At 66.0% G+C, this 15466-nt stretch carries 10 protein-coding genes; 3 read left to right on the top strand and 7 right to left on the bottom strand.

The annotated features are described in order from the left end of the window. Positions 1-15: 15 nt before the first annotated feature. The gene (locus tag EKM57_RS12625) at positions 16-375 is read left to right on the top strand and encodes a VOC family protein (protein ID WP_129792851.1); all 360 of its coding nucleotides are present in this window, start codon (positions 16-18) and stop codon (positions 373-375) included. Positions 376-681: 306 nt separating this feature from the next. Here EKM57_RS12625 and EKM57_RS12630 read toward each other — a convergent pair whose 3' ends face one another. From EKM57_RS12630 to EKM57_RS22795, 6 genes are all read right to left on the bottom strand, one after another. Continuing rightward, positions 682-2100, bottom strand: coding sequence for an ATP-binding protein (locus EKM57_RS12630; RefSeq protein WP_243451020.1), 1419 nt, complete (start codon positions 2098-2100; stop codon positions 682-684). 360 nt (positions 2101-2460) lie between these two features. Then, complete coding sequence (locus tag EKM57_RS12635) at positions 2461-3621, bottom strand: FIST signal transduction protein (protein ID WP_129792852.1); 1161 nt, start codon at positions 3619-3621, stop codon at positions 2461-2463. 223 nt (positions 3622-3844) lie between these two features. After that, positions 3845-4384 (bottom strand): hypothetical protein, encoded by a 540-nt coding sequence (locus EKM57_RS12640; protein ID WP_129792853.1) that lies wholly within the window; start codon positions 4382-4384, stop codon positions 3845-3847. 113 nt (positions 4385-4497) lie between these two features. Next, on the bottom strand, positions 4498-5505 hold the full coding sequence (locus tag EKM57_RS12645; RefSeq protein ID WP_129792854.1) for an alpha/beta fold hydrolase: 1008 nt from the start codon (positions 5503-5505) through the stop codon (positions 4498-4500). 299 nt (positions 5506-5804) lie between these two features. Next, the gene (locus tag EKM57_RS12650; RefSeq protein WP_129792855.1) at positions 5805-6812 is read right to left on the bottom strand and encodes a sensor histidine kinase; all 1008 of its coding nucleotides are present in this window, start codon (positions 6810-6812) and stop codon (positions 5805-5807) included. Between the two features lie 109 nt (positions 6813-6921). Next, positions 6922-7506: a hypothetical protein gene (locus EKM57_RS22795; protein ID WP_371414141.1), complete on the bottom strand. Its 585-nt coding sequence runs from the start codon at positions 7504-7506 to the stop codon at positions 6922-6924. Here EKM57_RS22795 and EKM57_RS22500 point away from each other — a divergent pair. Then, entirely contained in the window at positions 7485-11393 is a 3909-nt protein-coding gene (locus tag EKM57_RS22500) for a PAS domain-containing protein (RefSeq protein WP_129792856.1), read from the top strand. The two genes, EKM57_RS22795 and EKM57_RS22500, sit on opposite strands and share 22 nt — an antisense overlap. 134 nt (positions 11394-11527) lie before the next feature. Further along, a complete protein-coding gene (locus tag EKM57_RS12660; RefSeq protein WP_206185414.1) occupies positions 11528-12988 on the top strand; it encodes a sensor histidine kinase in 1461 nt (486 codons plus the stop codon). 272 nt (positions 12989-13260) lie between these two features. Here the strand turns inward: EKM57_RS12660 and EKM57_RS12665 are convergent, their stop codons facing one another. Next, positions 13261-15249 (bottom strand): TonB-dependent siderophore receptor, encoded by a 1989-nt coding sequence (locus EKM57_RS12665; protein ID WP_129792858.1) that lies wholly within the window; start codon positions 15247-15249, stop codon positions 13261-13263. Between the last annotated feature and the right edge of the window lie 217 nt (positions 15250-15466).

Here is a 15466-nt window from a genome sequence, read left to right on the forward strand (position 1 = left end):
GGGCGGAGGAAAGCAATGAACCTGCGGAAGATCTATCCCTCATTGCTCGCCGCGGACCTTGCGGCGGCCGAAGCCTGGTACACGAAGCTGCTCGGACGTGGGCCGGATCACCGCCCGATGGACACGCTGCTACACTGGGAGCTGTTCGATCAGGGCGGGCTCATGCTTTCAAGCAGCGAAGAGATCGCCAGACAAGGCACGATGTTCCTGTATGTCGACGATCTCAAGGCCGAACGTCGCCGGCTGCAGGGCCTCGGGATCATGCTCGGGGACGACAACGAAGGCGACTATTCCACTTTGGCGCAGGTGCGCGATCCCGACGGCAACCTCATCACGCTGGCGTCGCCCCCCAGACGGCCGTTTCCGCCAGCTTGATCGCGCCGAGGGCCAGTTACGCGCGTCGGTCGCGCATCCAGCACCTCATCGAGCCTTGACGATCGTCCATGGTCCTTGGACGGCCGCTTCTGGCCGGTGCGAGAACTTCCGCTTGGGAGCGGTGCAGCAAGAAAGCAGACCTTGGCAGCGCGGGGGGCGCCTACTCCGGATGGACCCATGTCCGACGCGGGGCGACGCTTACTACCGATAGGGCGCACGGATCACCCGACTGCTGGACCTCTCTGCCGCGCCTCACCGCCGACCCTGGAAATCCGGGATATCGGCTGCTCTCGATCTCGCTCGCGGCTAGCGATCGAGAACCTGGCGCACCTTCGCCGCGAGGGCGGCGAAGGTGAACGGCTTGCTGATGAGATCCACGCCATGATCCAGCCGTCCATTGTGGACGATGGCATTTCGCGTGTAGCCGGTCGTGAAGAGCACCTTGAGATCGGGGCGAACCCGCAGGGCTTCATCCGCGAGTTGCCGTCCATTCAGCCCCGGCAGGACGACGTCGGTGAACAACAATTGCACATCCTGCCGCGTCTTCAGCAGTTCCAATGCCTGGCCGCCCTCGGGCGCTTCCAGAACCTGGTAACCGAGCTCGCGCAGAACCGAGGTTGAAAATTCGCGCAGTCCATCATGGTCCTCGACCACCAGTATGGTCTCGGACCCGACGTCCGGAGCGATCTCGGGCCGCGGCTGCGAGGCCTTGGCCAGCGGGTCGACTTCCCGGGGGAGATACAGCTTGATCGTGGTCCCCGCTCCGGGCTCGCTGTAGATCCGGACATGTCCTCCTGACTGCCTCACGAATCCGTACACCTGGCTCAGCCCCAGCCCGGTACCCTTGTCGACCCCCTTGGTCGTGAAGAACGGCTCGAAGACGCGATCCAGGGTCTGCCGGTCCATGCCGTGACCGGTGTCCGCCACCGCGAGCATCACATATTGACCGGGTGGCACCGGCTCGGTGAGGGCCCTGACATACTGCTCGTCAAGCCACACGTTCGCCGTCTCGATCGTCAGCTTCCCGCCGTTCGGCATCGCGTCACGGGCATTGATCGCGACGTTCACCAGCGCGCTTTCGAGCTCCGCGGGGTCGGCCTTGGCCAGCCACAGCCCAGGCGTGGATACCGGCTCCAGTGAGATCCTCTCGCCCAATGTTCTCTGCAGCAGATCGGTCAGGCCGGTGGCCAGCCTGTTCACGTCGACCGGCTCTGGCTTCAGAGGTTTACGGCGGGCGAAGGCGAGCAGCCTTGAGGTGAGGGTCGAGGCCCGCTCGGCACTCTGAAACGCCATGCTCTGCAGGCGGCGAAGTCGGGCCATGTTCAGCTCTTTGGCGGGATCGTCCAGTTGACGCCGGATGCTGTCGAGGCTCCCCATGATCACCGTGAGGAGGTTGTTGAAATCATGCGCCACTCCGCCGGTCAGCTGGCCAATCGCTTCCATTTTTTGAGCCTGTCGGAGCGCCTCCTCGACCTCCATCCTCTCTCGGAGTTCGTCCGCGACCCGCTGCTCCAGCGTCTCGTTCAGCCGGGAGAGCTCGCAATTCAGACGGTCCGCCTTCGAGAGTGCGGCGGACAGCTCGAGCGCCTGGGTGCCGATCTCCGCCCGCGCACGATCCAGGGCGCCAGCCAGCTTGGTGGCACGCTCGGTGGCCTCGCGAGCGGCGCGGACGAGGCCGCTGCTCGCTAGCTGCGCCGCCTCCGCCTCCAGCAGCGCCGGCAGCAAGGGGGCGTCGGCGAACCGCTCGATCGGCAGTCGAGACTCCCCGCCGATCAGCAGGAAAACGACTGGACCATATGCGAAGCACTGCGCCGGCTTGAGCGTGTCCCGATCGGGAAATGGGAGCTGCAACGTGCAAGGAGTGACGGTGACAGGGCGCTCCTTCAGGAAGGCACGCCACAATGGCCCGCCCGGTAACGTTTGCGGGAATCCGGGTGCGACCGTGAGCGCGCCGATTTCCGGATCGTGCAGAAAGACGAGGAAGGCTTCGGCGCCAAGTCCGCACGCAATGCGTGCCGCCTCCTGGGCACGTGTCTCCGGTCGCGCGAGCCGGCTGACAAGCTCATGGATGTCGCGGAGCACCGATCAGCCCGGGAACACGCACACGACCGCCGTGCAATTGTGAAATCCTTCGAACTGCCCTTCAGCCCGGGCGATCTGGCCGTGGGTGTTGCATCCCGCCAGCGCAGCGTCCCCGATCCGGCTCGTCACCGCGTCCACTTCAGCCTGAAAATGGTCGCCGCATCTCAGCCGCGTGGCGACGCAGTCGAAGAACAAGGCGGCCTTCGGCCGGTTAGGACCGATTGCAGCGATTGCCGCATCGGTCGCGCGTTCGGCGGCTTCGGCTGCCGACGCATGTGAGCTCTTCATGATGCGGACGATGCTGCCGGTGGGGATCTCCGCGGCGCAATGAACGGAGCCGTCCTCGTTGACGGCTAGGGGAACTCGAAGTCTGTAGCCGCTGCCGGTCTCGATGCCGATGATATTCTGGAGGAAGAACGGAATCGGCGTGGCGCGATCGATATGCTCGCCCTTGGCCTTTGCATGTTCCTCGAACGCTTCCACCGCCGGCAGGCCGTTCAGGCTGATGAGCTTCAGGCCAGTCGCTTCCGTGACCCGTAGGGGCTCAGATGCCGGTTCCCAGCCGTGGCTGACGCCGATGCCCAGGGGTTTGCTTGACAGGATCTCGAGAGCGACGGCGGCGTCCGAGAATACTTGCGTTCCACAAAAGACCGTAGTGCGCTCGAAACTTGCATTGTCGCCGGCGCCGCCGCCGAAAAACTGATACTCGCCTGCGGTCTCGAGCGTCAGAGCATCGGCCAGGGCGTCGGCATAGCCCGCCAGCGCGTCGGTCAGGATCAAAGCCGATCGATGGGGAAAGGCGTGGTCCGAACGGCCCGCCAGGCCACGGGCGATCTCCCTTGCCGCCGCGGCCGGGTCGTCCTTCAGGCGATGCCCCACCCGCGCGGTAAACTTCGACTCCTCATCCCGGATCGCGAGCGCCGTCGCGAGTCCCACCCCGACCGTATCGTTCGTGAATTCACCGGCTGAGGAGGCGCCCACGACCAGAGCCGACGGCACTCCATCCTGGAGCGCGCGGAGCAAAAGCGGATGATCGTAGGTCGGCGCCGCGAACAGGATGATGACGTGAGGGGGCCGTGGCAAGGCGGCATTTATCTGCGACGCGAGAGCGGCTCCTGCTGCCGCGCTGTCCGCCTGCGCCGTCGAGACTGCAACTGTGTCCATGGACTTCACCTTATGAAGCCCCCGGGCCGGGGGACTTAACCGAAGGCCGAAGGCGGTCAACCTGCGCTTGCGCGTCCTGGCGACGGACAGCGATCACGCCCGATCGCAGCCTGGAAATCAGGCGCGCGCATAGCGCCTCTCGGCGTAAACGAGAGGCCTGGGCAATTTGCCAGATGTTGCGGGAGTGCTCCTGCACGAGGCAGGAGCACTCCCGGCCGCGGCCTCAAACCGCTGAAGTCGTCCTCGACCTCGATGCGTTGTGGCCGCCATAGCGGTACAGGATGTCCTGAGCGGTTTCGGGGCTGATCCCGGCATCGCGCGCGTCGACCGATAAGAAGACGCCACCTTCGTTGATCCGCCCCTCATAATAGCCGGCGTCCTCGTCGCTGACGCCATGCTTCTTCAGTAGGCCGCCGAGGCCGCCGGCCAGGGCACCTGCTCCGGCGCCGATCGCAGCGGCCTCGGGCGCTGCCGAAGCGGCAATGGCTCCGGCTGCTGCCAGCGGCCCCACTCCCGGAATTGCAAGCGCAGCCAGGCCGAGAAGCGCCCCGGCGCCACCACCGGCAAGCGCCCCCTTAAGGAGACCTTCGCCTTTCTCCTTCGCCTCATGCGTGTTGGCATCGCCATAGTCGCCGCTGCCGCTGTCATGACGTGCGATCACTGACAGCGCGCTGTCGCGCACGCCTGCTTGCCGCAGCTCGCGAACCGCAGCTTCTGCTTCCGAGTGATCGTCGAATACGGCCGACACAATGTTCTGGTTCATCACGCTCTCCTGTTACAGGGTTTCCCGCCCGTCTGCACAACCGCAACCGGCTGTCGCCGTTCCCCCTCTCGACGCATTCCGCCAACCGCCGTAGCGTCTGCGCCGCAACGAGTTCAGCTGGACGGGCGCACCTCGCCGCGAATGGCGGCGGCGACCTCATCGGCGGCGGTGTGATGGACCATGTGGCCTGCGCCCTCGACCATGATCAGCCGGCTTTGGGGAAGAGCTGCGCTCAGCCGCTCGGACTGCTCGGCAGGCGTCACGACCTTGTCACCCCTGCCTGAGATGATCGTGACAGGCATCCGCAACTCGGGGACGCGCGGCGCCAACGATGCTGCCGCGGGGATCATGATCGCGGCATCCGCTGCGCCTGCGCGGATCTGCGACGGCCGGAGCGTCATCTCGAATGGAAAGCCGTTACTCCAGCCCGAGGAGACCGGAGCCGGCGCGAACATCTGTTTCTCCGCGCCGTTCCTCAGCGCCGCACCGAGCAGCGGCGACACCGTCAAGCGGATGGCGTCGCCCAGAAGCGGGAGCGCAGGCGGTGCCGCAAGCACTGCGTCGAGGCGGGCGGTCGGATAATAATAGCCGCCGATCAGCACCAGGGAGGTGGCGATTTCCGGGTGGTCCAGACCAAGCGCGACAGCAACCATGGCGCCGAAGCTGTGACCCACCACGATGGCCTCCGTGGCGCCGAGCGATGACAGCGCCGACGCAATCAGCCGCGCCTGGGCGTCAGGCGTCCAGACGATGCTGCGCGGACGACGGCTGTGCCCGAAGCCCGGCCGGTCGAAGGCGATCACGCGATTCGTGGCCGCGAGTCGCTCGAAGATCCCGGAGGCGATCCAGTCGTCGATCGCGGTGCCGTTGCCGTGAAGCAGCACCACGAGCGGACCGCTGCCCTCCTCGAGATAGTGAAGAGCGACGCCGTCGACATCGATGAAGCGCCCGAGCGGGGGATTGCTCTCTTCCGCACGCCGGGCTTTGTTGATGTTGAAGGCTGCGGCGCCCAGCGCCGCCGCGGCAGCTCCCGCGGCGCCCCAGGTCCAGAGCGGCGCGCCCTGGTCGGAAGAGGGGGCCTGATCTCGTCCCGTGCTGTTCCTGCTCTTCGCGGCTGTCATGATAAGCACTCATGTTGCAGGGTGCAGAGGTTCCGCCCCCGGTGAACAGCCATGAACGTGCTGCAGTGCACAAAAGTTGCCAAGCCCGCGCGGCAATTGACGTTTTAGCGAGGTGCCTGATGTAGATCGGCTTGCCGGTCACGCCGGATGTGGGGAGGGGGTGCGGGACCCGCGACCGTTCTCTGCGGTTTTTCGAGCGCTGGCGCGTTCCCCTTCGCGCCGCATGACCTGGCAAGCGAGGCGCCCCTCTCCAGCTTCGGGGGGCGCCCTCTTGTCGTGAAGCGCCCGATTGGCGGTCGCTACGCGCTCAGTCTTGCGCGATCGAGCTGAACCGTGACAACGAGGCCTTCCTCCGACCATTCATGTTCGATCGTACCGCCCAGCTGCCTGGACACGCTTCGCCGGACGAGCTTGCTGCCGAAGCCCTCGGATTCCGGAGGCCTTTCAACAGCGGGACCGCCCCGCTCCATCCAGATCAGGCTGAGCGTCTCGCCGCTCGATCGGGTCGAGACATCGAGCGTGCCTGATTCCGATGACAGCGAACCATATTTGAGCGAGTTGGTGGCGAGCTCGTGCACCACCATCGCCAGGCTCGTCGCGGCGGCCTCTCCGACGCCCATTCTTTCCACGGCCACTCGGATGCGGCCGCTGAAGGCGCCGAGGTCATCGTAAGGGGCCAGCAGAACCGACAGCAGGTCACCGAGCAACGCCGCCGATCCTTGGCCGTGAGGCAAGGGTCGCACCAGATCGTGTGCCCGTCCCAGCGCCGCCAACCTCTGTATGAGCTCGCGGGCCATGTCCTTGGTGGAGGCGGTGGTGCGAGAGGTGATCTCGGTGAGGCCCGATGCGATCGCGAGCAGGTTCTTCACGCGATGGCTCATCTCGCCTGCGAGCAGCTCGTGGCCTTCTTCCGCCTGCTTTCTTCCCGTCACGTCAAGGAAGATTCCGAACATGGTTCGGCCCACGATACCGACATCCTCGCCCTGTCCGCGAGCGGCGATCCAGCGTATCTCCTCGCCCACCATGATCCTGAAATCCGTCTCGTAAGGGCCGAGCACCGCCCGGGTGGCGGCGAAGGCGGCTCTTACGCGATCCCGGTCTGCGGGATGGATGTGCTGTGAGAGTTCCTCGAAGGTGACGGTTTCGTGCCATGGCACGCCCCAAAGCTCGAAACCGCGCTCGTCCATCGTGAATCGATCATCGTCGACGTTCCAGGCCCACAGCGCCACGCCGGCAGCCTCGACCGCGAGCCTGAGATGCTCGGCCTGCCAGGCGTGGCGGGAAGGGCGCTCGGGATCCTTCGTCATTGAACATGCGGCCTCGTGCTGGATGGAGGCACCGCGATAACAGGTCTTCGCGACCGGCCGCAATCGGAGGCCGGTCCATCAACGTGCACTCCCGGAGCGCCTCTGACGATCAGAAGCGCGGTTGGCCCTCGACGGCCACCACGTCGCCGAACCGGGCCGTGACAATGACCTCGCCTCGATCATCGGCGACGCCGATCCGGTGGTGGAGGGCGATCTTACATCGCTTCAGAATGCTGGCGGCGCTCATGGCGACAGCATATCGCTCGGCCCGAGCGCGCGCCGCCCCGGGGCCGGGAAGGTCCAGGCCCCTCTTCGTCATCGACCGACCGATCGTCGCGGAGATGGAATAAAATCGCGGCATATCGCCGTAGCGTATAACAGCGCCGAACAATGCAACGCCTTTACCTGGTTGGATGTCGGCGCCTGCGTGCAGTTCCTCGTCCTCTTGTGCCTCAGGCTTCTCCGGGTCCCGGGCGGGCGCCGCTGGCGCCCGGCGAGGAGGCGCTGCAACCGCCGTCGACGTCCTCCCTTGCGTCCCTTCCACAGCGCGGGACATCGTCGCGATCGTCCGAGTGCTGCGCGCGGCACAGCTTTGGTCTTGGCGAGCGCGGGGAGGAGGCGTTAGGAGCCAGGAGCCCGGGGGGGCGATAGAATAAGGATCAGTGTCCCTCCATGAGCGGCTTTGAGCAGACATCGACCTCCACCTCGGGTGGTGGAAGCCCGGTGGATATCTTCCTGGCCGGTGGCGGTGAGGCGGGCGCCTTGATCCGCTCCCACGACTGGTCGTCCACGCCGCTCGGCCCGCCCGAGCATTGGCCTGTGGCACTCAAGACCCTGGTGGGGGTCATGCTCGGCTCCAGCCGGCCGATGTTCGTCACCTGGGGCTCGGGACGCACGCTGCTCTATAATGATGCCTATGGCGAGATCCTCGCTTCGAAACATCCGGGTGCGATGGGCCAGGATTTCCTGGAGGTCTGGCACGAGATCCGGGACGACCTCATACCCATCGTCGATCAGGCCTATCGAGGCCAACCCGTCCAAATGGACGACATCGAGCTGTGGATGGAGCGCAAGGGCTACCGCGAGGAAGCCCATTTCGCCTTCTCCTACACGCCGGTGCGGAGCGAGAATGGCGCAATAGACGGCTTCTTCTGCGTCTGTCAGGAGATCACGCGTCAAGTGAACGCGGAGCGCGACCTGCGCGAGAGCGAAGCGCGAGCGCAGGCCGATGCTCAGCGGGTCAGGCTCGCGCTCGACGCCGGCGCGATCATCGGCACCTGGTTTTACGACATTCAAGCTGACCAGTTCACCGTGGACGAGCAGTTCGCGAATGCATTCGGCATCGATCCAGAGCTCGGCCGCAGCGGCCTCGGCCTCGACCAGATGATCGCGACTGTCCACCCTGAGGACAAGCCGGGGCTGATGGCGGCAGTCGAGGAGGCAATTGCGCGGGGAGGACCCTACGCGCACCAGTATCGCGTGCGCCGGACGGACGGACGTTATTATTGGATCGAGGCAAACGGCCGCGTCGACAAAGCGGACGACGGGACGCCCCTGAGCTTTCCCGGTGTCCTGCTGGACATAGAGGAGCGGCGGCGAACGGAGACCGCGCTACGCGCCAGCGAGGAGTTCAACCGCCGCGTGCTGGCGAGCTCCGCCGACTGCATCATGGTGCTCGATCTCGACGGCAGGATCGAGTTCATGTCGGAAGGGGGACTGGGAGTGATGGAGGTCGAGGACTTCGACTCCGTGCGCGGCGCCGTCTGGCCGGACCTCTGGCATGGTGACGAGAACGCCAAGGTCGTGGGCGCCATCGAAGACGCGAAGCGCGGCGGCACCGGGCGTTTTCAAAGCTTTGCAAGGACGATGAAGGGGAGTCCTCGATGGTGGGACGTGGCGGTGACGCCGATAAGCGATGGGGCCGGGCGCCCTGAAAAGCTTCTTGCCGTCTCCCGCGACATCACGGCGACGATGGAAGCCGAAGCCGCGCTTCGCGAGACGTCGCGGCGGCTCGACGCCATTTTGAATAACACCGGCCAGGCAGTGTTCCTGATGGATGACCGGCAGCACTGCGTCTACGCCAACGCCGCAGCCGAGAAGCTGACCGGCTACCGCTTGGACGAGATGCGAGAGCGGCCCTTGCACGATGTGCTGCATCACAAGCGGCCGGACGGGTCGCATTATCCCATCGAGGAGTGCCCCATCGACCGCGCCTTCCCTGCGCGCTCGCAGATGAGCGGCGAGGAATGGTTCGTGTCACCGAACGGATCCCTCTATCCGGTGGCATTCACGGCCAGCCCGCTGCTCGACGATGCAGGCAATGCGGTCGGCACCGTCATCGAGGCCCGCAGCATCGCCGTGGAGAAGGCGCGGGACGAAGCCTTGCAGGAGCAGGCGCGGACGCTCGAGACCCTGAACCGCACGGGTGAGGCCGTGGCCGCCGAACTCGACCTCGAGCGTGTGGTCCAAACCGTGACGGACGCCGGCGTCGAGCTGACCGGCGCGAAATTCGGCGCGTTCTTCTACAACGTGCTGAACGAAGCCGGCGAAGCCTTCATGCTCTACACCCTATCGGGTGCCGACCGCTCGGAGTTCGAACGCTTCGGCATGCCGCGGGCGACAGCGGTGTTCAAGCCGACCTTTGTCGGTGAGGGGGTCATACGTTCGGACGACATCCTCGCTGACCCACGCTACGGCAAGAACGCGCCACACCGGGGCATGCCCAAGGGGCACCTGCCTGTCCGCAGCTATCTTGCCGTTCCCGTGGCGTCGCGCTCGGGCGAGGTCATCGGCGGCCTGTTCTTCGGGCATCCGGAGCCAGGCAAGTTCGGTGACAATCACGAGAGATTGATGGTTGGGATAGCGGCCCAGGCTGCCATCGCGATCGACAATGCACGCCTCTACCAAGCGGCGCAGCGCGAGATCGACGAACGCCGCCGCGCCGAGGAACGACTTCTTGAGTTCAACGAGAACCTCGAAGAGCGGGTCGCGGAAGAAATTGCGGGGCGCACGAAGGCGGAGGAAGCGCTGATGCAGGCGCAGAAAATGGATGCCGTCGGCCAGCTGACGGGCGGCATCGCGCACGACTTCAACAACCTGCTGACGATCGTGACCGGCAACATCGACATGGCGGCCCGTGCCATGGACGCGGCCGGAAAACCCGACCCGCGGGCTCGGCGCGCGCTCGGCAACGCGCTGAAGGGCGCCGAACGAGCGGCTGCGCTCACGCAGCGCCTGCTCGCATTTTCCCGCCGCCAGCCGCTGGCGCCAAAGGCTCTCGACGCCGATCGCCTCGTCGCTGGCATGTCCGACCTCCTCAACCGGGCCTTGGGCGAGACGGTCAGCCTCGAGATCGTGACGAGCCCGGGCCTGTGGCGGGTCGAGGCCGACCCGAACCAGCTCGAGGCGGCCATTCTGAACCTCGCCGTGAACGCAAAGGACGCCATGCCCGGCGGGGGGACGGTGACGGTCGAAACGGCGAACGCGCGCCTCGACGAGGCCTATGCGGCCGAGCACGCCGAGGTGGCCCCGGGCCAATATGTCGTCATCGCGGTGACGGACACGGGCGTGGGGATGTCGAAGGAGATCGCGGCGCGCGTGTTCGAGCCGTTCTTCACGACGAAGGAAGTGGGTCGAGGCACGGGGCTTGGGCTTTCACAAGTCTATGGCTTCACCAAGCAGTCCGGCGGCCACGTGAAGATATATTCGGAGGAGGGGCGAGGCACGAGCGTCAAAATCTACCTGCCCCGACTGATCAGCGATGTGCAGGTCGAGCAGGAAGGCGCCGGCGCAGGCGTGGAGGTGAGCCGAGCTCGAGAAACAATCCTCGTGGTCGAAGATGATGACGACGTGCGGGCCTATTCGGTCGAATGTCTGCGCGAGCTCGGCTACCGCGTGCTCCAGGCACATGACGGTCCGACAGCGCTCCGGGTCCTGGAGAGGGAGGAGCAGCCGGTCGATCTCCTGTTCACCGACGTGGTGATGCCGGGAATGACGGGTCGGGAACTCGCCGACCAGGCACGCGAGAAGTTGCCGAACCTGAAGGTGCTCTACACGAGCGGCTATACCCGCAACGCTATCGTCCATGGCGGCCGTCTGGACGAAGGGGTCGAGATGATCGGAAAGCCGTTCACCTATGAGATGCTGTCGACGAAGATCGCCGACGTTCTCGACAAGGGTCGAACGGGACGCATCCTCCTCGTCGACGACGAGGCAACGCTCCGCATGTTCGCGTCGGAGGCCTTGGGTGCCGCAGGCTACGCCGTCGATGAAGCAGCGAGTGGAGCCGAAGCGTTGGCGCGTGTGCGGGCCGGCCGGGGCTGTTATGACGCCGTGGTCCTCGATGTGCAGCTTACGAATTCAGCGGGCGACACGGTCGCCTTCGAGCTGCGAGGATCCAATGCCGACCTGCCGATATTGCTCGCGAGCGAGGAGCCGGTCGATGATCTCGTCGCACGAGTCGCCGGGGACCGTTGCATGGGGGTGATCGCCAAACCCTATAACGCCGCGAAGCTTACCCGGGCGCTGGAGGCGCTGGGAGCCCGATGTCGGGTAGGCGGCGTCCAGGCGAGTAATGGCTAGACTGGGTCAAACAGCACTGTCTTCAACCCACCTTGAAGACAAGGGCTGCCCGGGCGCCATCGTGCACCCGAATATTCCGAACGGGTTACGTGAACGACCGATTGTCTTTGCGCGCATGTTCGTTCCAACGACCTTTGTTCGGCAGGGACCGCGCTGCCGGCTCGGTCACTCAGCAGGTTAGCAAGTGGCGAAAGCCCAGCTCTCTGGTGATCTCCGCGAGGATCGCCCGCAGCTCTCCCAATGGCGCGGCCGAGCCAATGTCAGCCGCGAAGGGGCCTTTCGTGAACTGCGCGAGGCGATCTCGCGGGATCATTCATTGGAGCGCGATGCTCTCGTACAGATTTCGACGTCGCTACTCCCATCCGGCCAGGTGTCGTAAGTTCCATCGTTGGACCGTGACCTTTGGCCTATGGCGACGCGGCTCGCGCTGTGGCATCATTCCGCTGGTGGCAAACCAGCTTAGACACCAGCATCACGGGATTTTTTGCCTCGCAGCGCTGATTGCGTGGATTGCCTGGGGTTGGCCTGCGCTCGAGGCACTGATGACCGGCGCGACATTCCGCGGTTCTCCTGTGCCAGTGCACTGGCTCGTCCCCTTCGCGCTCTTCGGAGCGACGGCACTCGGCACGATGGTCCTCAGCCTGCCAAGGACCGTCCACTGGACCTTGCTGGGCCTCCAGCTGGCTTCCGTCGTGACGATGACGATGATCGTCCCCTGGGCCGGCATGTCGGAATTCCTCATCATCATCGCCTGGCAGGCTGCGATGCTGACCACGCCCGCCAAGGCGCTGAGCTGGGTCGCCTTTCAGACGCTGGTGATGATGGGCGCGCTTGCGCAAACCCTGACCCTCGATCTGTGCTGGGTCATCGGCGAATCCGTCGCGCTGCAGCTGTTGCTCGTCTTCACGGCACAAGCGCTACGAAGGGAGGCGAAAGCGGCGCGCGCTCTGGCCGAGACGAACAGAGAGTTGCGCGCCGCACAGGCGATCATCGCCAACACGGCGCGCGACGCGGAGCGCCTGCGCATTTCGCGCGAGCTGCACGACGCGTGGGGCCACGAGCTCACCGCGCTGGGCTTGCAGCTCGAGATCGCAAGCCAGGTGACCGAGCCCGGCCGCGGGAACGACCATGTCGTGCAGGCGAAAGGCCTGGCTCGCGCCCTCCTCGCCAAAGTACGCGACGTCGTCGCCACTCTGCGCGACGCTGAACGCTGCGATTTGAAGGTTGCACTGGAGTCGCTTGCGCAAAGCGTCCCTATACCGGCCGTCCATGTGGACATCTCGTCCGAGGTCCGGGTCGATCCCGACCAGGCCCACGCCTTGATTCGATGCGCGCAGGAAGCCGTGACCAATGCCGTCAGGCATTCGGAAGCGGCTAACCTGTGGCTTCAGGTGACCTCGGACGGGGAAGGCGTACGACTTATCGCCCGCGACGACGGCAGCGCGCGGCCCGTCGCTTCCTCTCCTGGCTGCGGGCTCGTCGGAATGCGGGAGCGGCTGGAGCATCTCGGCGGCAGGCTGGCGGTCCGGACGGGAATCGATCTCGGCTTCACCGTCGATGCCTGGTTGCCTTCCCGTGCGTCGAAAGCCGTGTGATCCGCGCCATCCTCGTCGATGATCAGACGCTGGTCCGTCAAAGCGTGCGCCTGCTCGAACCGGTGCGCATAGAGAGGGGGTGGGAGAAGCGAGCCGTGGCGAGGAGGCGCTGGCGAGCGTTCCGAAGCGCAGGCCGGACGTTCTGGTCGACAAGGCCGGTCCCAGCCGCGTCGCTGACACGGCGCACTGCCTGCGACGGCTAGGGTGGCGGGGCGCCCTTAGCCGCCCAGCCCGCGCCGGCGTCTTCGCGTGCTGCCCGGCCGTGAGAAGGGTCAGTGCCCGCCGAAGCGCAGCCGCACGCCGGCGTTCAGGACGAAGCCTTCCGTCGGCGCCCACACGTCCACGGTCCACCGCCCGTCCGGCGCGCGCCGCGGCAGGAGGAGCGGATCGTAGCGCGTCTGGCGGACGCCGAGGATGTTCTCCGCATTGGCGAACAGGCTGACCTTGCCGAGCACGATCTCGCCAAGAATGCCGAGATGGAGATAGGGGCGGCTCTCGGAACGATAGGGGTTATCCTCCAGCGACTGGCGGCCGGTATAATAGGCCTCGATCCCGATGCGGCCCTTCCCATGCTCCTCCCACATTGCCACCGCGCCGGCCGTGTGGCGGGGCGTCAGGGGAACCGGCCTGCGGCCTTCGCCGAGCTCGGCCGGCTCGGTCGCATCGACATAGACATAGCTGCCGGTGACCGAGAAGGCGTTCCATCGATAGCGCAGCAGAAGCTCGGACCCGCGTATCCGCGTCTCACCTTCGACGTTCACCAGCCGGACGCGGTCCGCCGCGACCGGCTCCAGACGCGTGGCATTGTCGATATTGGAAGCGAAGAAGGTGACGCTCCCCTCGAGCGGCCCGCGTGCATAGCCGATGTCGAGCGACCCGGTTTCGGCCGTCTCGGCCTCGAGGCCGGTCAAGGGCTCCAGCCGGGACAGACCGGCGGCCTCGATCTCCTCGACGAAGGGCGTGGGCGCATAGAAGCCCCGTCCGACCGAGGCGCGGATCGTCCAGGGCCCGGGCCGGTAGAGCGCCGACAGGCGCGGGCTCAGCTGCGATCCATATTCGCCGTGGACATCGAGCCGCGCGCTTGCCGCCAAGGTCAAATCGGAGCGCAGATCATGCTCCACCTGCGCGAACGCGCCGGGAACGTCATGCGTGTAGTCGAAGACGGGAAAGGCCTCCGAACGGAAGCTGTCGGACTGGAATGCCATGCCTGCGACCCATGAGGTCGCATCCGAGCGTCCGGCCAGCGAGGCTTCCGCGAAAAGCGTGCCGTGGCGGTCCTCCTCGACGGCATCGCCGAACCGATGCCGATGGTCCTGCGTCATTCCGGATGCGCGCAGGTGCAAGGCCCCGAGCCTCTCGACCGGAAACTCGGCGACCAGCCCCGCGTCGAGGCGGTCGGTGTTCTGCGCCTGCGCAAAGGGCCGGCCGTCCGGAGCGGTGCGGCCGCGAAGCGTGCCTCCTTGGCGCTCTTCCGTCATGGCTCCTGCAGTGACGAACGCCGAAGCGCCGTTTCCGCCCTGCCAGAACAGGCGCGGGCGGGCCGTCCACCGCCCGTAGAAGGGGATGTCGAGCCAGCCGTCGCCGTCGAGGTCGTGACGGCTCTGCCGGTGCGCGCCGCCGGTGATCGAACCGCTCCAGCCATTGCCCAGCGGCGAGGCGAGATAGGCGGTCAGGTCCTGCCCGTCCCGGGTCGTCGCATTGGCGAGGACTTCGCCTTCGACCTCCTCCCCGGGCCGCCGCGAGACGAGGTTGATCACGCCGCCCAGCGCCGACGGCCCATAAAGGGCGGACGCGGCTCCCTTGATGACTTCGACCTGGCCGAGATCGGTGGGCGGGATCTGAAGGAGGCCGATCGACGAGGCCTGTCCGCCGTACAGCGGCAGTCCGTCGGCGAGAAGCTGCGTGTAGCGGCCCTCCATGCCCTGGACCCGGATATTCGCAGCGCCCAGAGCGGGGGAGGTGACCTGGACGCGCACGCCGCCAGTTTCGTTGACGAGCATGGCGATATTGCCCGGCCGCATCAGCAGCTTCTCCTCGATCTCCTCGCGAACGATCACCTCGACCCGGATCGGCTCGTCCTGCACCCGCCGGCGCGAGCGCGTGCCCTGGACGATGATGTCGTCCTGCTCTTCTTCTTCCGCTTCCTCCTCATGCGCCTGCGCGGTGGCGGCCGGCGCCTGCGCCAGCACCGCCGAAGCGAAGGGGAGGGAGGCCAGGAGGGAAATGGAGCCGAGCGAGGCGATGGACACGGCACTGTTCATGGGACGAATGACGCTGTTCTCTTCTCTGATCGAAGGCAAGGCGGCCGCCCTGAAGACGGCACGACGATGATTGCCCTGTCATCGGGCGGGCCGAAGCAGGGTCCGCGAACCTGCCGAAGCCCGCCACGCGAATGCCTGATGTTCTGCCGGCCGCGGGTCAATACCGAGATCGTCGGAATGGAAGCGACGAATGACCGAATCGTGCCCAGGGGGTTCG

It is taken from the genome of Sphingosinicella sp. CPCC 101087, assembly GCF_004151485.1.
GTDB lineage: Bacteria > Pseudomonadota > Alphaproteobacteria > Sphingomonadales > Sphingomonadaceae > Allosphingosinicella.